Origin of the sequence: Pelagerythrobacter marensis (assembly GCF_036700095.1) — a bacterium.
Taxonomy (GTDB): domain Bacteria; phylum Pseudomonadota; class Alphaproteobacteria; order Sphingomonadales; family Sphingomonadaceae; genus Pelagerythrobacter; species Pelagerythrobacter marensis_A.
In genome coordinates this window covers 1,589,971-1,610,001 of the sequence record NZ_CP144918.1, presented here as the reverse complement: position 1 = coordinate 1,610,001, position 20,031 = coordinate 1,589,971, and the positions used below count along the sequence as shown (strand labels likewise).

The window sequence follows — 20,031 nt, the reverse complement described above, 5'->3', positions numbered from 1 at the left end:
CAAAACGCCGTCGGTCGTTGACAGGCCCCGGCGGCTCGGGCGAAGCCTGTCGCGAAGCAAGGGGAGATACCGCCGCGATGTGGCTGCTCGACAAGTTCCTGACCCAGGCGATCAAACGCGGCCGCATGGTCGTTACCGACCACGACGGCAAGGAGCGTAGCTACGGCCCCTCGCCCGAGGACATGGACGCGCGCGGGCCGATCCGCATCACTCTGACCGACAAGCGCGCGGCCGGCCATATCGCCCGCTATCCGCAACTCGGCGCGGGCGAGGCCTATATGTGGGGCTGGCTGGTGGTCGAGCCGCCGCACGACATCCGCGACCTGGTGCTGTTCGTGACCGAGAACACCAAGTCCGTCGGCGACCGGGCGATCCAGTCGCAAGGCTTCCTGCGCAAGGCCGCGCAGAAAGCGATCGCGAAGCTGGACGGCGTCAATCTTCGCGGGAAAGCGCGCGCCAACGCCGAACACACCTACAACCTCACCCGGCAGCTTTACGAACGGTTCCTCGACGAAGACCGGCAATATACGATGGCGTATTACCGCGATCCGTCGAACACGCTGGAACAGGCGCAGATGGACAAGAAGGCGCACATCGCGGCCAAGCTCCATCTGGAAGCGGGCAAGTGCGAGGGGATGCGCGTGCTCGATATCGGATGCGGCTGGGGCGGTCTCGCGCTCTATCTGCACAAGATGTACGGGGTGGAAGTGCTCGGCGTCGCCCTGGCGCCCGACCAGATCGCCTTCTGCCAGGAGCGCGCAAAGGCCGAAGGGGTGGACGACAAGGTCAAGTTCGCCCTGATGGACTATCGCGATGTGGAGGGGCAGTTCGACCGGATCACCAGCGTCGGCCTGCTCGAACATGTCGGCACGATCCACTATCCCCAGTTCTTCCGGCACACGCACAAGCTGCTCAAGCCCGACGGGGTCATGTTCAGCCACTGCTGCGGCCGCGCGGGCCCGCCGGGCTACACCGACGCCTGGACGCGCAAGTACATCTTCCCCGGCGGTTATATCCCGGCGCTGAGCGAGCTGGTGACCGAAAGCGAGAAGGCGGGCTGGGAAGTCGCGGATGTCGAGGCGATGCGCTTCCACTACGCGCATACGCTGGAGGAATGGTACGCGCGCACCGTCATGCACAAGGACGAGATCGTCGCGATGTACGACGAGACGTTCTATCGCATGTGGCTGTTCTACCTCGCCGGGGCGGAACAGAGTTTCCGGCACGGCAATATGGTCAACTGGCAGGTCCAGTACGTGAAAGATCGCGGCGCGATCCCGATGACCCGCGATTACATGTACGAGGAAAGCGCCCGCCTGCGCGATCGCGGCGATATTCCCACCTGGCGCTTCGATCCGGCGCTGCGCGAAGCGGCGGAGTAGCCCCCCCTTTTCGACCGCGGAGAAGGACACTATTTCTCTCCGCGATGAATGCCGCATCGCTCTTCGACAAGGCAATCGGCCGGGCGATAAAGTCCGGCCGGCTCACTGTGGTTCATGCGGACGGGCGCCGCGTGGAGTTCGGCGAACCCGCACCGGATTTCCCCGAGGTCGCCATCCGCCTCGCCGATGCCCGGGTCGCGCGCGACATCCTGCTCGATCCGCGCCTCGGCGCGGGCGAAACCTTCATGGACGGGCGCCTGGTGATCGAGCAGGGCGATGTGATGGACCTCGTCCAGCTCGTCAGATCGAACGCCCGGTGGGAGGCGAACGCGGATCTGCGGAAGGCCAGCCCCCTGCGCCGCCTGGGCAATTCGGTCGGGTTCGCGCTCGAATCGGTCAACCAGGCGCGATCCTCCCGTCGCAATGTCGCGCATCACTACGACATCGGGAACGCGCTCTACGAACTGATGCTCGATGCCGAGCACATGCAATACAGCTGCGCCTACTGGCCGCGCGAAGACATGACGCTGGCCCAGGCGCAGGAGGCCAAGCTCGCGCATATCGCCGCGAAGCTGGCGGTCGAAGGCGCGCGGACGGTGCTCGATATCGGATGCGGCTGGGGCGGAATGGCGATCTATCTCGCGCGCCATTTCGACGTGCGGGTCAAGGGCATCACGCTGAGCGAGGAACAGATCGCTCTCGCCCGCACGCGCGCCGCCGCGGCGGGCGTTTCCGACCGGGTCGATTTCGAGCTGGTCGATTATCGCGAACTGGCCGATCGGGGAGAGTCCTTCGACCGGATCGTTTCCGTCGGCATGTTCGAACACGTCGGCCGCCCGCAGTTCGAAACCTTCTTCCGCGCCTGCGCCCGGATGCTGGCCGACGACGGCGTCATGCTGCTCCACACGATCGGGCGCATGGGCGGGCCGGGCAGCACCGATGCCTTCACCCGCAAGTATATCTTTCCCGGCGGCTATATCCCGGCGCTGAGCGAGACGGTCGCGGCGAGCGAGAAAGTCCGCCTGATCGCTTCCGATGTCGAGACGCTGCGGCTGCACTACGCGCGGACGCTGCGCGCATGGTATGCCAATTGCATCGCCCATCGCGAAGAGATCGAGCGGATGTTCGATGCGCGCTTCTATCGCATGTGGATGTTCTATCTCGCCGGGGCCACGTCGGCTTTCGAAAGCGGTGGGATGTGCAATTACCAGATCCAGTTCATCCGCGACCGCCACGCGCTGCCCCTCGCCCGCGACTACATGCGCGAGGCCGAGGCGCGCCTGCTCCCGCCCGAGCGGTAGGGCACCGCCCTGCCAAGGCACGGTTGCAGGCGAACAACAGCTTCCCCGTTGCCCCCGCGCCCGCCCCCTGATACCGGCCCCGCCGATTGACGGAGTGCTAGCGAAATGTCCGAAGTGAAACGTGTCGTCCTCGCCTATTCGGGCGGTCTCGATACCAGCGTGATCGCCAAGTGGCTGGAGGTGGAGCGCGGGCTGGAGGTCGTCACCTTCACCGCCGATCTCGGCCAGGGCGAGGAGATCGAGCCGGCGCGCGAGAAGGCGCGGGCGATGGGCATTCCCGACAAGCACATCTTCATCGAGGATCTGCGCGAGGAATTCGTGCGCGATTTCGTCTTCCCGATGATGCGCGCCAATGCCCGCTACGAAGGCGACTACCTGCTCGGCACCAGCATCGCCCGCCCGCTGATCTCCAAGCGGCTGGTCGAGATCGCGCGCGAGACCGGCGCCGACGCGATCGCCCACGGTGCGACCGGCAAGGGCAACGATCAGGTGCGCTTCGAGCTGTCCGCCTACGCGCTCGCTCCCGACATCACGGTGATCGCCCCGTGGCGCGAGTGGGACCTCAACAGCCGCAGCGCGCTGATCGCCTGGGCGGAAAAGCACCAGATCAAGGTGCCGACCGACAAGCGCGGCGAAAGCCCGTTCTCCACCGACGCCAATCTCCTGCACACGTCCTCCGAAGGCAAAGTGCTGGAGGATCCGTGGGAGGAGACGCCCCACTACGTCTATTCGCGCACCGACCACCCCGAAGACGCGCCCGACCGGCCCGAATACATCACGATCGACTTCGAGCGCGGCGACGGCATCGCGCTGAACGGCGAGGCGATGAGCCCGGCGACGCTGCTCGCCGCGCTCAACGATCTCGGCCGCCGGCATGGCATCGGCCGGCTCGACCTGGTCGAGAACCGCTTCGTCGGGATGAAGAGCCGCGGGATGTACGAGACCCCCGGCGGCGAGATCTACGCCCGCGCCCACCGCGGCATCGAACAGATCACGCTCGACCGCGGCGCGGCGCATCTCAAGGACGAGCTGATGCCCAAGTATGCGGAGCTGATCTACAACGGCTTCTGGTTCAGCCCGGAACGCGAGATGCTCCAGGCCGCGATCGACCTCAGCCAGGAGAAAGTGAGCGGCACCGTCCGGCTCAAGCTCTACAAGGGGCTGGCAAGCGTCGTCGGGCGCAAGTCCGCCAACTCGCTCTATTCCGAGGCACACGTCACGTTCGAGGACGATGCCGGCGCCTACGACCAGGCCGACGCGCAGGGCTTCATCAAGCTCAACGCGCTGCGGCTGAAGCTGCTGGCGAAGCGCGACCGCTGAGGGCTTGCGACGGACGGTGGACTTATCCACCCCTGTCCACAGAGAAATCCGGGCATAGTGGATAACCCGGGGCTTGCCAGCTTGCGCGACTCGCTTTCGCGGCGCAGTCTCGAGACATCGAAAGGGCGCAGAAAGCTTCGCGTTTGACGGTCCAACGACCTGAAAACACAGAAACTTTTTGCACCAGTTCGACGTGGCGGCATCTGTCCGCGCGGTCTTCGAGGGACACCTGCAAAAGGTTTCGGCCGGATGCAAGGGCACCGTTCGAGAAGGACGCGAAAGCATTGCCGTCACGGGCCGGACGATCCGGCCGGAAGTCGAGGACCTGCAAAGGCGCGAGCCGGAGCAGGGCTGTTCGAGACAGCCGGCCATCGGCGATCGACCGGTCTCGGAACCGCCGGACGGCATGGCGAAGGCTTTCGGGCCGGAGCCGCCCCCGGCGGAACCGGATGCCGGTGCGAGCGCCGGTGACAGACGCGGCGGTCCGGTTCGCCGGACGGCTTGCGAAAACACCGGGCGCCAAGCGCTTCCGCAAATGGCCTCGCCAGGACGGAAGACCACGCATCGGTGAGAGTGGGGTCGGCAGCGATGCCGGCCCCATTTTCTCTGTCCGTTCCCGCGCCCGATCCGCCCCGCGCCCCTCCGCCGCCAACCGATTCGCCGCCGCGAAACCGGCCGATCCGTTCCCCCGATCGCGACGAATCGAATGCGATACGGGGTAAGCGGACCCGCAGGTGGTCCCGCCGGCGCCGCGCAGAGGGTATAGCGGGCACCGTCATGGACGGGACCAGACCATACCGCCGCACGCCGCTGCGCAAGCTTGCCGGGCTCGCCGCCACGCTGATGCTGACCGCCCCCGCGGGCGGGCCGGCGCTGGCCGAAACCGGCGCGCAGGCGGGCGCGTTCGACGCCAGCTTCGCCCATCTCCCCGCCCCGCGCCCGCTCGCCGCCCCCAGCGTCGGCGCGGTGGACATCGCCGCGATCGAACCGCCGGTGGAGGTCGAGCCTGCCGGGCAGGCGCTCGGCCGCGGAGTCGCCTCCTACTACGGCCGCCGCTTCGCCGGCCGCCCGACCGCGAGCGGGGAGATCTTCGATCCCGGCCGGCTGACCGCCGCGCACCGCACCCTGCCCTTCGGCAGCCGGGTGAAAGTGACCAATCCGCGCAACGGCAAGTCGGTCGTGGTGCGGATCAACGACCGCGGGCCGTTCCACAAGGGCCGCACGATCGACCTCTCGCGCGCCGCGGCGGACGAACTGGGGCTGATCCGGCGCGGCCACGGATCGGTCGAGCTGGTCCTGCTCGACTGAGCGCGCGCTACCGCCGCCGCCGTCAACGGCCGTCATCGCCCTGCCCTGCGCGCCGCGCGCGGGGATGGCAGGGACCCCGCGCAAGGCGAAGCCCCTGCCGCACGTCCGCCCGGTGGTTTTTGCGGACGCGCTCCTGTCCCGAAGGGACGGGAAACGACGCGCGAAACCTCGGGAGGGGAAAAGGGAGAGGGAGAACAAAGGCCGCGCGCCGTCTCCTCATCCGCCCCAATGATGCCCCGCCGCGCAGGGTCCGCGCCAATCGGCGAACCGTGGCTGCGCTGCGACGACGGCGCGCCGGGTTGACACGCGCGACACGGTTCAGGCGCCCCGCCCAGGCCGGCTGACGCAAGCCCGCGTTCGCGCGACTTGTATTCGACCGGCGGCCCGGCCGCGCCCGCAACGCCGGCGGCGGCACGCGCCCGACGCGCCGCGCGAACCTTCGCCGCCCTGCGCCGCCGCGCCCGCTTGCCGCACCGGGCGGCGGGAGCGGACCGCGCTTTCGCAGCAGGCGCGTCCTCCCCCGAGCCCCAGCGCAGGCTGGGGCCTCCCTCCGCCTGGTCGGCCGGTGTGGGCGTGTCCTCAGACGGAGCGCCGGGGGCATGAGGTCCCTGCCTTCGCAGGGACTCGGGTGGGCGGGACGCGGGCGCCCCTCCCCCCTCTTCCGAGCCCCAGCGCAGGCTGGGGCCTCCCTCCACCTGGTTGGCCGGTGCCGGCATGTCCTCGGGTGGAGCGCCGGGGGCACGAGGTCCCTGCCTTCGCAGGGACTCGGGGAGGGTCTTGGATCGGGACGCGGGCGCCTCCCCCTCCTCCGAGCCCCAGCGCAGGCTGGGGCCTTCCTCCGCCTGGTCGTCGGGTGCGGGCGTGTCCTCGGGCGGAGCGCCAGTGGCCTGAGGTCCCTGCCTTCGCAGGGACTCGGGTGGGCGGGACGCGGGTCGGGACGCGGGCGCCCCCTCCCCATCCTCCGAGCCCCAGCGCAGGCTGGGGCCTCCATCCGCCTGGTCGGCCGGTGCGGGCATGTCCTCGGGCGGAGCGCCGGGGGCATGAGGTCCCTGCCTTCGCAGGGACTCGGGTGGGGACTCGGGTCGGGAGGCGGGCGCCCCCTCCCCCTCCCCCGAGCCCCAGCGCAGGCTGGGGCCTCCCTCCGCCTGGTCGTCGGGCGCGGGCGTGTCCTCGGGTGGAGTGCCGGGGGCACGAGGTCCCTGCCTTCGCAGGGACTCGTTGTCGGCCTCCTCGCCGCCTTCCGCTTCGGCGAGGATTGCGTCGAGGTGGGCGTGGGCTTGCGCCTGCCAGGTGTCGTAGAGCGCGGCGGTTTCGCTCTCGGCGCTGGCGACGGCGGCGCAGCGGGCGGCGTGGCGTTCCTCCTCGGCGCGCAGGGCCTCGGCCTCGGCCGCGCTTTCCTCGGCCCCCTCCTCGCCCTCGTCGTCCGCATCCGCGCCGGCATCGCCCCACAGCTCCCACCGGTCGTCCGGCTCGGCGAAGCGGGCGAGCGTGCGGTCGCGGGTGTGGGCGAGGCATTCCTCGCGCGTCGGCGGCAGGTTCTCCTGCGCGGCCACGGTATAGGGATCGCGCGCCCGCGCCGCCCCGGCCAGGTCGTCCGCCAGATCCGCGGGCGGCGCGTGCCCGGCCAGCCCCGCGAGCAGCTCGTCGAACCGGTCGGCGCGCGCGGCGGCGGCATGGTCCTCCTCCACCCGCCGGTCGAGCCGGCCGAGGTGCGCGAGGAGCAGCCGCGCGTCGTGCCGGCGCCAGGTGGCGACATGCTCGCCGCGCACGAAGACCGGCACCTCGACCCCGTGGAGCGCGCGGGTGGCCAGCTCCGATTCGGCCTGCGCGCGCGCGTGGATCAGCGCCGCCTCCCACAGCCGCCGGAAATCGGGATCGCGCCGCCGCGTGCGATAGACGGTCTCGCGGCTCACCCCGACCCGCGCCGCCGCCGCGCGCACTTCGCCGCAGGTCGCCAGCGCATCGAGGAACCGCACCTGCCGCGCGCGGTCGAACACGCGCGAGTGCGCGTAAGGATCGGCCGCATCCCCGGTGTCGCCGAGGCCGGTGTCGATCAGGAGCGGCGGATCGCCCGGCAGCCACCCGCCCGGCCACGGCTTGCTGCCCGGCTCCGGCCGCAGCGCGACGCCGTATTCGGCAAGCCGGGCGTCGAGCGCGCTGTGGGAGAGCGGAGCGCCCGCGTCCTCGGTGCGCCCCCGCGAAGGCGGGGGCCTCAGGCCGTCAGGCGAAGCGCCAGATTGCACGAGGTCCCCGCCTTCGCGGGGGCTCGCACCGGAGGCAGGCTCCACCTCCCACCCCCGCCCCGCCGGATGCCTGAGCCCGCGCGCGAGCCAGTCCTGCGTGGGGACGCGACTTTCCCCCGACACCTGTCCCCGCGAAAGCGGGGAGCTGCGGGAGGGGCCGGGGGTGGGCCCGTCCTCGGGCGCCCCATCGGAACCCACCCCGCTGCGACTAACCGCGACTGCGTCGCGGCAAGTCTCGCTCCCCTCCCGCACGCGGGAGGGGGCGGAGCCGGGATCGTCGGGAATGTCGCCGGGGAGCGTGAATTTGTCGAAAGATCGATCGGACATCGGTTCTACTCCTATTGGAACAAAGAGAGAACTGTGTCCTTATGCGGAATGGAGGGGTGTAGGAAAATGGTTTTTTGGGGAGTAGAGGTTCAATCAATTCCCACATGGGCGGCGAAACCGAGGTCGCGGTAGAGGGGTGATGCTATAGACACCAACCCCTGCGCTCGCCTTCCATCACGGGTTGGGGCTAGCGGTCGGAATAGTCGAAAGACCGGCCTCCCGGAGAAGCAAGCCGGGTCTTTAGCAGGCCTCACCTACTTCTTGCCAATGTGCCCTTCAATACTTCAAAATAGGAGTTTTGCATAATTGAACTTGCCTTATTGGCTTTGCTTAAGGCATTTTGAAAATGACACTCTCTCCATATTTGGAGTTCATCGTTCATAGATGATGAAGCTTTTTTTATTCGATCTTTGGCATTTTTTTGTCCTGCAGCATGTAATACTTCTACAGAGAAACGTGCTGCTACATTTGATCTAGCTAAAACCACCCCATCCAAAATACTCTCATCTAGCCCCCACATACAATGAGCCAAAGTGTTTCGATTCTCCGCAGATTCTTCGAACACTTTCAGAACAGGTTTCAACATCTCCGTGCTCTCTTTACCCAAGACGACGGCAGCAACACTAGTGATCGCTTTCATTTGAAGATGATTCGCTTTGAGTAAATTGAATATTGCTGCGCCAGCAGCAGGTTTCGCACCAAAAAGTGAAACCATCAGCAATGAAAGGTACGATTCCGCCTCGGAGTGCGTTGCAATCACCGCCATACCGAGCGCGTAGAGCCTCGGTCGCGCTGCTATCGTAGTGGCAGTTTGAAAGGTAATTTTCGGGTTAACGTCATTTGAGTACCTATCTGACACCTTTTCCCCCATTCTCGCCACTCTCTTTTCGACTTCAACTTTAAATACATTTCCGATACTCGCTGACACCGGTAGCACATCAACCTTCCGCGCCTTCCTCGCCCTCTTCCCCTGCGTCGTCCCAGTTCTGCCCGGCATGAACCAGTCGCAGAATTTCCACAGCGCCATCGACGACACGATAGGCAATCACGGTTCGCCCGCGATAGGGGCGCGTTCGCATCCCCGCGACGAGATCGTCGCGTGGGGTGCCGCGTTCGGGGAACGTCGCGAGCCGGTCGGCACAGGCCTCGATGCCCGAGGTATAGGCAAACGCAGTATCGGGATCGGCGCGCTCGGCAATCCAGTCGTATAGCGCGAGGAGATCGGCCCGCGCCCGCGGTCGCCAGACGACCGGGCGGCCTGTCACCCCTGGGTGCGCCGGGCGTGGCGAGCGGCCAGTTCGGCGAATACCTCGCTTTGGGGGATCGAGGGAGCAGGGTCGGCCAGAGCTTCCTCTACCCGCGCCTTCAGGATCGCGTCGAGAGCCCGTTCTTCGCGCTCGAGCGCGCGCAGGCCGGCGCGAACCACCTCGCTGAGCGAGCCGTAGCGGCCCGATTCGACGCGGCCCCGCGCCATCGCGGCGAGCGGGCCGAGAGTGACGGTGACGGGTTTGGCGGAGCGGGTGGTCATGGCGCGATTATATGACAGTGTCATAGGCGAGGCAAGCAGCGAGCCGGGCAAAGGCCAATGTGCCCCTCCACCATCCTGCAGATGGTCCCCCTCCCCATCGCGAGACGATGGGGAGGATTTCACTCCGCCGCCGCTTTCTGCCGATCCAGCATCGGCTTCAAATACCGCCCTGTATAGCTCGCCTCCACCGCGGCAACTTCCTCCGGCGTGCCCTCCGCCACGATCTCCCCGCCCCGCACGCCGCCGCCGGGGCCGAGGTCGAGGATGTGGTCGGCGGTCTTGATCACGTCGAGGTTGTGTTCGATCACCACCACGCTGTTGCCCTGGTCCACCAGGCGGTGGAGCACTTCGAGGAGCTTGCGGACATCCTCGAAATGGAGACCGGTGGTCGGCTCGTCGAGGATGTAGAGGGTCTGGCCGGTGCTGCGGCGGCTGAGTTCCTTGGCGAGCTTCACCCGCTGCGCCTCCCCGCCCGAGAGCGTGGTCGCCTGCTGGCCGACCTTGACGTAGCTGAGGCCCACTTCGTTCAGCATGTGCATCTTGTCGCGAATCGGGGGGACGGCCTTGAAGAACTCCTCCGCATCCTCGATCGTCATGTCGAGCACGTCGGCGATCGAGAGGCCCTTGAACTTCACCTCCAGCGTTTCGCGGTTGTAGCGCTTGCCGCCGCATTCCTCGCAGGTGACATAGACGTCGGGCAGGAAGTGCATCTCGATCTTGATGAGGCCATCGCCCTGGCACGCCTCGCACCGGCCGCCCTTGACGTTGAAGCTGAAGCGGCCCGGCTTGTACCCGCGCGCCTGGGCTTCGGGCAGGCCGGCGAACCAGTCGCGGATCTGGGTGAAGGCGCCGGTGTAGGTCGCCGGGTTGGAGCGCGGGGTGCGGCCGATCGGCGACTGGTCGATCTCGATCACCTTGTCGCAGAATTCGAGGCCGGTGACCTTGTCGTGCGGGCCGGCGATCACGCGCGCGCCGTTCAGCGCGCGGGCCGCGGCGGCGTAGAGCGTGTCGATGGTGAAGCTCGACTTGCCCGAGCCGGAAACGCCGGTGACGCAGGTGAAGGTGCCGAGCGGGATGCTGGCGGTCACGTCGCGCAGGTTGTTCGCCCGGGCGCCGTGGACGGTGAGCTTGTGCCCGTTGCCCTTGCGGCGCTGGGCCGGGACCGCGATTTCGCGCCGGCCGGTGAGGTAGTCGGCGGTGAGCGAGCCCTTGGCCTTGAGCACCTGTTTGAGCGTGCCCTGCGCGACAACCTCGCCCCCGTGGACGCCGGCGCCGGGGCCGAGGTCGACCACGTGGTCGGCGGCGCGGATCGCATCCTCGTCGTGCTCGACCACGATCACCGTATTGCCGAGATCGCGCAGGCGCTTGAGGGTTTCGAGCAGCCGGTCGTTGTCGCGCTGGTGGAGGCCGATGCTGGGCTCGTCGAGCACGTAAAGCACGCCCGAGAGGCCGGAGCCGATCTGGCTGGCGAGGCGGATGCGCTGGCTCTCCCCGCCCGAGAGAGTGCCCGACGTTCGATCGAGGTTGAGGTAGTCGAGGCCGACATTGTCGAGAAAACCGAGCCGCTCGTTGATCTCTTTCAGGATCGCGCGGGCGATCTGCGCCTGGGTCTCGCTCAGGTGATCTTCCAGCGCGAGGAACCAGGCCCGGGCGTCGGCGACGCTCATCCGCGTGGGGGTGGCGATGTCGGTCGGGCCCTCCCTGCTCGGGACCTTCACCGCCAGCGCTTTCGCATTGAGCCGCTTGCCGCCGCAGGTCTCGCACGGCTGCGCGGTCTGGAACTTGGCCAGCTCCTCGCGCATCCACGCGCTCTCGGTCTGGCGCATCCGGCGGTTGAGGTTGCCGATCACGCCCTCGAACGCCTTGTTGACCGTATATTCCTTGCGCCCGTCCTTGAACGTGAGCGGCACCGCGCGGCCCTTCGTGCCGTGGAGGACGATGTCGCGATGCTCGTCGGAAAGTTCGTTCCACGGGGTGGTGAGATCGAACCCGAACTCCTTCGCCAGGCTGGCGAGGACCTGCATGTAATAAGGCGATGGCGGGTTGGACTTGGCCCAGGGCACGACGGCGCCCTGCTTGAGCGTCAGCGCCTCGTTCGGGACGACGAGCTGCGGGTCGAACAGCTGCTTCTCGCCCAGCCCGTCGCACGTGGCGCAGGCGCCCTGCGGGGCGTTGAAGCTGAACAGCCGCGGCTCGATCTCCTCGATCGTGAAGCCGCTGACCGGGCAGGCGAAGCGTTCGGAAAAGACGATCCGGTTGGGCGGCAGGCCGGCGCCTTTCATCTTGCCGCCCGTGGTGCCCGCGGTGCTCGTGGCGCCCCCTCCACCAGCCTTCGGCTGGTCCCCCTCCCCCGGAGGGGGAGGAGTTTGCGCTGCGCCTTCCCGATCCTCCCCCACTGGGGGAGGGGGACCGCCGGGCGCAAGCCCGGTGGTGGAGGGGGCCCGCGCCAAAACCTCCGCCACCGTCCCATCCGCCAGATCGACATAGGCCAGCCCGTCGGCCAGCTTGAGCGCGGTTTCGAAGCTGTCGGCCAGCCGCGTCTCGATCCCCTCGCGCACGGCGAGCCGGTCGACCACAACCTCGATATCGTGCTTGTATTTCTTGTCGAGCGCGGGCGCTTCCTCGATTGCGTACATCTCCCCGTCGATGCGCACGCGCGTGAAGCCGGCCTTCTGCCATTCGGCCAGCTCCTTGCGATATTCGCCCTTGCGCCCGCGCACCACGGGCGCGAGCAGGTAGAGCCGCGTGCCTTCGGGCAGGGCCATGACCCGGTCGACCATGTTGGAGACGGTCTGCGCCTCGATCGGCAGGCCGGTGGCGGGCGAATAGGGCACGCCGACGCGCGCCCAGAGCAGGCGCATGTAGTCGTAGATCTCGGTCACCGTCGCGACGGTCGAGCGCGGATTGCGGCTCGTCGTCTTCTGCTCGATGCTGATGGCGGGGGAAAGCCCGTCGATATGTTCGACATCGGGCTTCTGCATCATTTCGAGGAACTGACGCGCATAGGCGCTAAGGCTCTCGACATAGCGCCGCTGCCCTTCGGCATAGATCGTGTCGAACGCGAGGCTCGACTTGCCCGAGCCCGAAAGCCCGGTGATCACGATCAGCGAATCGCGCGGCAGATCGATATCGATGCCCTTGAGGTTATGCTCGCGCGCGCCGCGGACGGAAATGTGGGTAAGTGCCATGCGAAGCCGTGTTCCCGAATTGTTCGCTGCCGTCAAGAGGCGTGCGGGCAGGTCAGCGGTGAGCGTGCCATATGGCCGCGGCAGGTCGATTTGCAACGGGCCGGAACCCGCGCGACAGTCGCACATTGGCGACAGGAGCGGCGCTTTCCGAAGGAGAGGACCCATGGATTCCACGACCGAAACGCCACCCACCGGCGCCGCCGACGGCGCCTTTGTCGACCATCTCCCCGCGCGGAACTGGGGCTGGTTTGCGTTTCGCGGCGGGTTGTTGCTGGTGCTGGGCGCGCTGGCGCTCGCTTTTCCGCGGCCGGCGCTGTTCGCTTTCGCGCTGGTCTTCGCCGCGTTCTGCTTCGTCGATGGGATTTTCGCGGTCGCCAGCGGAGTGCGCGGGGCGCGGCGGAAGGAGGAGCGGTGGTGGGCGCTGATCCTCGCGGGCATGCTCGGGATCGCCGTGGGCGTGATCTTCGTGCTGTTCCCCGCCCTCGGCACGCTCGCCTATGCCCTCACCGCCATCGCGCTGATCGCCGCCTGGGCGGTGGCAAGCGGCGTGCTCCAGATCGTCGCCGCCTGGCGCCTGCGCCGCGCGATCCGCGGCGAATGGCTGCTGATCGCGTGCGGCGCGCTGACCGTGCTGCTGGGCGCGGGCCTGATCGCGCTGCTGATCGTCGCGCCGGAACCGACGCTGCTGTCGGTCGCCTGGATGATCGGCATCTGGGCGTTGATCGCCGGCGTCGCGCTGCTGGCGCTGGCGTTCCGCCTGCGGCGGCATGGGCGCGAGCACGGGGCGGAGACTGCGCGGGAATGACGGGCGATTCGGTCGGCCCGCACCGGTGCCCGGCCTCGCGCCGCGGATGCCGTTCGCCAGGGGAACGGGAGGGCGCCCGAATCGTTTTCCGCAGCGGAACGAGAGGCGGCCGGCGCGTCCCCTTTTGATCCCGCGGCCGCCTGCTCTTCCGCCGTTTTGCAGAAAGAGGAGGAAACATATGGCACTTGGATATCTGACACCGTTCGATCGCCGTTCCGGCCTCGCGCGCGGCGGCCCCGGCGGCGGATCGCTGTTCGACCTGCATCACCGGATGAACCGCCTGTTCGACGACTTGTTCGACCGGGACGGCGACACCGGATTCTTCGGGCGGTCCGGCATGGCGGCCCCCGCGATGGACATCCACCAGGACGACGACAAAGTGGAGATCGCCGCCGAACTGCCGGGGGTGAAGGAAGAGGACATCGACCTCACCGTGGAAGACGGCGTCCTGACCTTGCGCGGCGAGAAGCGCAGCACGCGCGAGGATGCCGACGGCGGCTATCGCGAGCGGAGCTACGGCAGCTTCGAACGCCGTATCGCCCTGCCGTCGGGCATCGACGAGGAGGCGTGCAGCGCCGACTTCTCCGACGGGGTGCTGACGATCACCCTGCCCCGGACCGCCGAGAAGAGCCGCGGGCGGAAAATCCCGCTCGGGTCCGGCGGCGCCAGACAGATCGAGCAGGACGGCGGGAAGAAGAAGGGCTGAGGCGATCTTCGCCGGCCCGCCCCGCTGCGACTAGCTTCGCCTCCGGCTCAGCAAGTCTCGCTCCCGCGAGCGCAGGGGCCCACCCCGCTGCGACTAGGTTCGCTGCGCTCACCAAGTCTCGCGCCCCTCCCGCAAGCGGGAGGGGTGGCCGCGTGGATATACCTCGCTGCGAGAGCCTCTCCCCTCCCGCTTGCGGGAGGGGTCGGGGGTGGGCACAGTGCTACGGTGACGACATTCAAACCGCGGAACACGAAGCGCGCGCGGGAGCTGCGCAATCGGGCCACTCTCGCGGAACGGACGCTTTGGCAGTATCTCTCCAAGTCGCAGCTTGGTGTGAAGTTCAGCCGGCAGATGCCGGTCGGGCCGTACTTTGCCGACTTCCTGTGCCGCGAGCACAAGCTGGTCGTGGAACTCGACGGGTGGTCGCACGACGTGGCGCCGGAGCGGGATGTCGTGCGCGATCGGTATTTGCGCGGCCAGGGGTACCGGGTGCTGCGTTTCATGAACGAAGACGTTCGCGACAATGTCGAGGGGGTTGTGACGGCGATTCGGCTGGCGTTGCGCGAGGGCCCACCCCGCTGCGACTAGGTTCGCTGCGCTCACCAAGTCTCGCTCCCGCAAGCGCTGGGGCCCACCCCGCTGCGACTAGGTTCGCTGCGCTCACCAAGTCTCGCTCCCCTCCCGCTTGCGGGAGGGGACGCGCCTTCGCTGTGAGAGACCTCCCCCCTCCCGCTTGCGGGAGGGGTCGGGGGTGGGCTGGCCTGGACGGTCAACCGCTACGGATGCGGCCCCGCTCACGACCTGCTAAAGCCGCACCATGCACCGCCTGTTCGTTGCCCTGCCCCTGCCCGAAACGATCCGCGATATTTTGCTCGACACCATGGACGGGATCGAGGCCGCGCGCTGGCAGTCGGAGGAGCAGTTGCACCTGACCTTGCGCTTTGCCGGCGAGCTGGATCGGCGCGCCGCGGAAGATCTGGTCGCGGCGCTGGCGCTGGTCCGGGCCGAGCCCTTCGTGCTGGATATCCGCGGGGTCGGGCATTTCGCGCGCAAGCGGCGGCCCCATACGCTCTGGGCCGCGGTGCCGCCGACCGAGCCACTCGCGATTCTGCAACGCCGGGTGGAGCGCGCCTGTCGCGCCGCCGGCCTGCCGCCCGAAACGCGCAAGTTCGTGCCGCACGTCACGCTCGCCCGCCTCAACGCCTCCAGCGGCCCGATCGGCGCATGGCTGGCGAGCCATACCCTGCTCGCCGCCGGGCCGTGGCCGGTCGACCGCTTCGCGCTCTACGAAAGCCGGCCGACGCCCTATGGCTCCGAATACGAGCGGCTGGAGGATTTTCCCCTCGACTGACGCGACAATGCCCGCTCGTCGGCAAGTCCTTGCATTCGCGCTCGATCTCCGGTTCAAGCGGCACCAGCAAACCCGTTCCGCCGACTTTGCGGGCGCGCGCGCCGCGCCGCCCGAGATACGATTGGAGAGACCATGAAGGCCCATATCCTGGCCACGACCGCCATTGCATTCGCGCTTGCCGGATGTTCCACCATCGAGGAGGGTGCCGTGAATTCCGCCGCCGATACCGCCCCTGCCGCCGCTGCCGACATTCCCGAGGCCACCGGCTATTTCGCGCAGCCGAGCGACCTGCCTTTCCACGCGCCCGATTTCACGCAGATCGACGACAGCGATTTCAAACCCGCGTTCGAACAGGCGATGGCGATCCACAATGCCGAGATCGCGGCGATCAAGAACAATCCCGCCCCGCCGACGTTCGACAACACGATCGTCGCGCTCGAAACCTCGGGCCGGATGCTGGGCCGGGTGGCGACGGTGTTCTTCGCGCTGACCGGCGCCAACACCAACGACACGCTGGACGCGGTCCAGGCCGAAATCGGCCCCCGCCTGTCGCAACATTCGGACGCGATCACGCTCGACCCCGTCCTGTTCCAGCGGGTGAAGGCGGTCTACGACAACCGCGCGGCGATGAGCATGACGCCGGAAGACGCCAAGCTGCTGGAGGAAACCTACGACCAGATGGTCCATGCCGGCGCGCTGCTCGACCCGGCGCAGAAGGAACAGGTGAAAGCGATCAATTCGCGCCTGTCCGAACTGACCACCGAGTTTTCGCAGAGACTGCGCGAAGCAACCGTCGACGGCGCGCTGGTGGTGGACGACCGGGCGAAGCTCGCCGGATTGTCGGACGCCGATATCGAGGCTGCGGCCAAGCTGGCGACCGAGCGTGGGCTGGACGGCCAATACGTGATCGCGCTGCAGAACACGACGCAGCAGCCGCTCCTTCCCGAGCTGGAAGATCGCGCCACGCGCGAGGCGCTGTTCATGAACAGCTATCACCGCGCCGACCGGGGCGGCGAGAACGACACGCGCGCCCTGCTTGCCGAAATCGCCAGCCTGCGCGCGCAGAAGGCGGCGCTGTTCGGCGAGCCGGACTGGGCCAGCTACGTCATGTACGATCGCATGGCGAAGAACCCGAAGACCGCGCTCGATTTCATGGAGCAGATGGTTCCCGCCCTCGCCGCGACCCAGCGGCGCGAGGCGGCCATGCTGAACGAGCAGATCAGGGCCGAAGGCGGCGATTTCGAAGTCCGCCCGTGGGACTGGTATCGCTATGCCGAGAAAGTCCGTAAGGCGAAGTACGACATCGACGAAAACGCGGTGAAGCCCTATTTCGAAATCACCAACGTGCTCGAAGACGGTGTGTTCTATGCCGCCAACAAGCTCTACGGCCTTACGTTCGAGAAGCGTACCGATCTTCCGGTCTATCACCCCGACGTGACGACTTATACCGTGTTCGATGCCGACGGCAGCGAGCTGGGGATCTTCTATTTCGACCCCTATCAGCGGCCGAGCAAGCGCGGCGGCGCGTGGATGAGCAACTTCGTCGATCAAAGCCATCTCTACGGCACCAAGCCGGTGATCTACAACGTGCTCAACATCCCCAAGGCGGCGGAGGGCGAGCCGCAGCTCGTGAGCTTCGACAACGTCAACACGATGTTCCACGAATTCGGCCACGCGCTGCACGGGTTTTTCGCCGATCAGAAATACGCCAGCCTTTCGGGCACCGCGACCGCGCGCGACTTCGTCGAATACCCGAGCCAGGTGAACGAGCTGTGGGCGACTTATCCCGAGGTGCTGCGCAACTATGCCAAACACTATCGGACCGGCGAGACGATCCCGGCCGAACTGGTCGAGAAGATCGAGGCCGCAGCGAAGTTCAACCAGGGTTACGATTTCGGCGAAGTGGTCGAGGCCGCGCTGCTCGACATGAAGTGGCACGCGCTGAGCCCGGCCGAAGCGGCGGCGATCGACACCCCGGAAGAAGTCGACGCCTTCGAACGCAAGGCGCTGGAGGAGCTGGGGCTGGAAGTCGATCTGGTGCCGCCGCGTTACCGCTCGATCTATTTCAACCACATCTTCTCAAGCCCGGCCGGCTACAGCGCGGGATACTATTCGTATCTGTGGACCGAGATGCTCGACCGCGACAGCCGCAAGTGGTTCCTCGACAACGGCGGCCTGACCCGCGCGAACGGCGATCACTATCGCAAGACCGTGCTCAGCCGCGGCGGGACGATGGACTATTTCGAAATGTTCGAGAACTTCGCCGGACGCCAGCCCGACGTGACCCCGATGCTCGACGCGCGCGGGTTGCTGGGCGGCGAGGCGGAGGCGGAACCGGCCACCTCGGACGGCCCGCTACCGCCGGAAACGACCGAGGACTGAAGGCCTTTTGGGGGTGGGGCGGATTGCGCCACCCCCGTCACCCTGAACTCGTTTCAGGTCCATTCCGCCCCGTCGGGACTCGGCCCATGAAGGCGCGATGGATGCTGAAACGAGTTCAGCATGACGGGAAAGAGGACAGAAAAGAAAAGCGCCCGACCTCACCACGAGGCCGGGCGCTTTTTCGTGCTTCAGACTTTGCGGCGGATCAGAACCGCGCGCGCGCGCCGACGTAGGCGCTGCGACCGGCGGTCGCATAGCCGGCGGCGGTCTGGTAATCGGCGTCGAACAGGTTTTCGACCCTGCCGAACAGCTCGAACCGCTCGCCGAACGGCAAGGACGCGCGCAGATCGGCCAGGGCATAGCCGTCGAGCGGCGTCAGGTTGCTGGCATTATCGAACGAATCGCCCACCAGCCGCACGTCGCCGCCCAGCGTGAAGTCGGCCAGCGGGCTGACCCAGTCGGCAGACAGCGTCAGCGTATGGCGCGGACGGCGCGCAAGGACGTTGCCTTCGTTCACCGAACCGGCGGTGCGGTTTTCGGTGTCGACCCAGGCATAGACCGCGCGGGTCACCCAGCGATCCGACGGGCGCGCGCCCAGCTCGACCTCGATCCCCTCGGCCCGCACGCGGCCGATGTTGTCGTAGTAGCCGAAAGGACGCTCCTCGCAGATCGGGGCCGGGTTCTGCCAGCAGCTTGCGAACTCGATCTGGTTGCGCGCATCGCGGCGGAACGCGGTCAGCGCGCCGTAGAAGCGCGATTTCGCGAGCGAGCGGTCGCCGTGGACCAGCCCGATGTCGTAGCTGGTGCTGCGTTCGGGCTGAAGCTCCGGGTTCCCGTAGTCGGAATAGAGCTGGTAGAGCGTCGGCGCCTTGAACCCCTCGCCCACACTGGCGCGCAGGCGCAGGTCGCCGGCAAGGACATAGCTGATGTCGCCGCCGAAGCTCGTTTCGCTGCCGAAGCGGGCGTGATCGTCCAGCCGGGCGCCGGCGTGGGCCGAGAGCGGCCCCATCTCGATCCCGAGCTGGGCATAGGCGCCGAAGATCCGCGTGCTGTGCCGCGCATCGTCGGAAAGGGTGCGATAGTCGCTCCACTCGTTCTCCGCCCCGAAATTGACCAGCAGCGGGCCGATCGGGCGCCATTCGCCGCGCAGTTCGACGCGGTCGGAATGGCCGTCGCTGGAGAAAGTCGGGTCGGCACTGTCCGCGCTGCGGTTGACCCGCTCGGTATCGGCGAAGGAATAGGCGGCGCTGACGAACAGCGGCCCGGCGTCGTAGACCGCACCTGTCGAGGCCGAATACTGGCGCGTGTGCTGCGTGTCGCCGGTGTCGGCAAGGACATAGTCGGGCGCCGGGAAGCCGTCGAGGTCGAGGTCGCCTTCGGCCCAGCGGCCGCGGGCGAAGACTTCGAAACCGGGCGTGAGGTAGAGCCGGCCATGGCCGTTGACGGCCCACTGCTCGAACCCGTCCGCCTCCGTCCCGCTCGCCGCCTGCGAGAAGCCGTCGGTGCGGTAATAGCTGGCCGAACCGCCCAGGAACCCGGCATCGCCGCCCACGCCGCCCGAGACCGCGCCGGTCAGCGTATCGCGCGAACCGTATTCGGCGCTCGCCTGCAGGCCGCTTTCGCTGCGCGTGCTGGCGACCAGCACGCCGCCGATCGCGTCGGCCCCCCAGACCGTGCTGTTCGACCCGCGCAGGACCTCGACTTTGCCGAGATTGCTGGCGAGCAGGTTGCCGAAATCGAACCCGCCGCCGGGCGCGGCCGGGTCCGACACGCGCACGCCGTCGAGGATGACGAGCAGCTGCTCGCCCTCCGCCCCGCGCACGCGCACGTTGGTGACCGCGCCGGGGCCGCCGTTGCGGCTGAAGGAAAGGCCGGGCACGCGTTCGAGAACGCGCGTCAGATCGGCGCCCTGGACACTCTCGATCTCGTCCTGCCCGATCACGGTGACCGGCTGGCCGGTGTCTTCGACCTCGATCCGGGTGCCGGTGGCGGTGACCGTTATCTCGGTCTCGGCCGGGCGGAACTGGCCATAGGGGTCGGTGGCGCTGTCCTGAGCCGCGAGCGGCGCGGATAGCGCGAGAATACTGGTGCCGAAAATCAGGTGGTTACGCATGGAATACTCCTGTCATGAACGAACTGCCGCTCATGACGGAACAAGGCATACGCCTTTTCCGCTTGCTTCCGGTGCAC

The 20,031-nt window shown here is 67.5% G+C and carries 16 protein-coding genes; 10 read left to right on the top strand and 6 right to left on the bottom strand.

All coding sequences use genetic code 11. The annotated features are described in order from the left end of the window. Window positions 1–77 precede the first annotated feature (77 nt). The 5 genes from V5F89_RS07530 to V5F89_RS07510 all read left to right on the top strand — a co-directional run bounded on the left by V5F89_RS07530 (window position 78) and on the right by V5F89_RS07510 (window position 5,311). Window positions 78–1,382: a class I SAM-dependent methyltransferase gene (locus V5F89_RS07530; RefSeq protein WP_425334381.1), complete on the top strand. Its 1,305-nt coding sequence runs from the start codon at window positions 78–80 to the stop codon at window positions 1,380–1,382. Between the two features lie 44 nt (window positions 1,383–1,426). Beyond that, window positions 1,427–2,683: a cyclopropane-fatty-acyl-phospholipid synthase family protein gene (locus V5F89_RS07525; protein ID WP_338445045.1), complete on the top strand. Its 1,257-nt coding sequence runs from the start codon at window positions 1,427–1,429 to the stop codon at window positions 2,681–2,683. Between the two features lie 105 nt (window positions 2,684–2,788). Beyond that, window positions 2,789–4,003 carry an argininosuccinate synthase gene (locus V5F89_RS07520; protein ID WP_338445044.1) on the top strand — a complete coding sequence of 405 codons (1,215 nt, stop codon included), beginning with the start codon at window positions 2,789–2,791 and terminating at the stop codon, window positions 4,001–4,003. Window positions 4,004–4,181: 178 nt separating this feature from the next. Beyond that, entirely contained in the window at window positions 4,182–4,574 is a 393-nt protein-coding gene (locus V5F89_RS07515) for a hypothetical protein (protein WP_338445043.1), read from the top strand. A gap of 206 nt (window positions 4,575–4,780) precedes the next feature. Then, complete coding sequence (locus tag V5F89_RS07510) at window positions 4,781–5,311, top strand: septal ring lytic transglycosylase RlpA family protein (protein WP_338445042.1); 531 nt, start codon at window positions 4,781–4,783, stop codon at window positions 5,309–5,311. Between the two features lie 32 nt (window positions 5,312–5,343). On the opposite strand, the gene V5F89_RS07505 is transcribed toward V5F89_RS07510, so the two are convergent. The 5 genes from V5F89_RS07505 to uvrA form a co-directional block, all read right to left on the bottom strand. Further along, complete coding sequence (locus V5F89_RS07505; RefSeq protein WP_338445041.1) at window positions 5,344–7,881, bottom strand: hypothetical protein; 2,538 nt, start codon at window positions 7,879–7,881, stop codon at window positions 5,344–5,346. Window positions 7,882–8,131: 250 nt separating this feature from the next. Continuing rightward, the gene (locus V5F89_RS07500; RefSeq protein ID WP_338445040.1) at window positions 8,132–8,647 is read right to left on the bottom strand and encodes a hypothetical protein; all 516 of its coding nucleotides are present in this window, start codon (window positions 8,645–8,647) and stop codon (window positions 8,132–8,134) included. Window positions 8,648–8,819: 172 nt separating this feature from the next. Next, on the bottom strand, window positions 8,820–9,146 hold the full coding sequence (locus V5F89_RS07495) for a type II toxin-antitoxin system RelE/ParE family toxin (RefSeq protein WP_338445039.1): 327 nt from the start codon (window positions 9,144–9,146) through the stop codon (window positions 8,820–8,822). Then, entirely contained in the window at window positions 9,143–9,409 is a 267-nt protein-coding gene (locus V5F89_RS07490) for a type II toxin-antitoxin system ParD family antitoxin (RefSeq protein WP_338445038.1), read from the bottom strand. Before V5F89_RS07490 ends, V5F89_RS07495 begins: the two co-directional genes overlap by 4 nt. A gap of 119 nt (window positions 9,410–9,528) precedes the next feature. Then, a complete protein-coding gene (gene uvrA / locus V5F89_RS07485) occupies window positions 9,529–12,597 on the bottom strand; it encodes an excinuclease ABC subunit UvrA (RefSeq protein ID WP_338445037.1) in 3,069 nt (1,022 codons plus the stop codon). A gap of 163 nt (window positions 12,598–12,760) precedes the next feature. Here uvrA and V5F89_RS07480 point away from each other — a divergent pair, with 163 nt between their 5' ends. The 5 genes from V5F89_RS07480 (at window position 12,761) to V5F89_RS07460 (ending at window position 17,841) form a co-directional block, all read left to right on the top strand. Further along, a complete protein-coding gene (locus tag V5F89_RS07480) occupies window positions 12,761–13,402 on the top strand; it encodes an HdeD family acid-resistance protein (protein ID WP_338445036.1) in 642 nt (213 codons plus the stop codon). A gap of 178 nt (window positions 13,403–13,580) precedes the next feature. After that, on the top strand, window positions 13,581–14,108 hold the full coding sequence (locus V5F89_RS07475; RefSeq protein ID WP_338445035.1) for an Hsp20/alpha crystallin family protein: 528 nt from the start codon (window positions 13,581–13,583) through the stop codon (window positions 14,106–14,108). A 225-nt stretch (window positions 14,109–14,333) separates the two neighbouring features. Further along, complete coding sequence (locus V5F89_RS07470) at window positions 14,334–14,696, top strand: endonuclease domain-containing protein (protein WP_338445034.1); 363 nt, start codon at window positions 14,334–14,336, stop codon at window positions 14,694–14,696. A 229-nt stretch (window positions 14,697–14,925) separates the two neighbouring features. Next, window positions 14,926–15,459, top strand: coding sequence for an RNA 2',3'-cyclic phosphodiesterase (gene thpR, locus V5F89_RS07465; RefSeq protein ID WP_338445033.1), 534 nt, complete (start codon window positions 14,926–14,928; stop codon window positions 15,457–15,459). 132 nt (window positions 15,460–15,591) lie between these two features. Then, window positions 15,592–17,841 carry a M3 family metallopeptidase gene (locus V5F89_RS07460; protein ID WP_338445032.1) on the top strand — a complete coding sequence of 750 codons (2,250 nt, stop codon included), beginning with the start codon at window positions 15,592–15,594 and terminating at the stop codon, window positions 17,839–17,841. 205 nt (window positions 17,842–18,046) lie between these two features. Here V5F89_RS07460 and V5F89_RS07455 read toward each other — a convergent pair whose 3' ends face one another. Further along, window positions 18,047–19,954, bottom strand: a complete 1,908-nt coding sequence (locus V5F89_RS07455) for a TonB-dependent receptor plug domain-containing protein (RefSeq protein WP_338445031.1) — start codon at window positions 19,952–19,954, stop codon at window positions 18,047–18,049. Window positions 19,955–20,031: the final 77 nt, after the last annotated feature.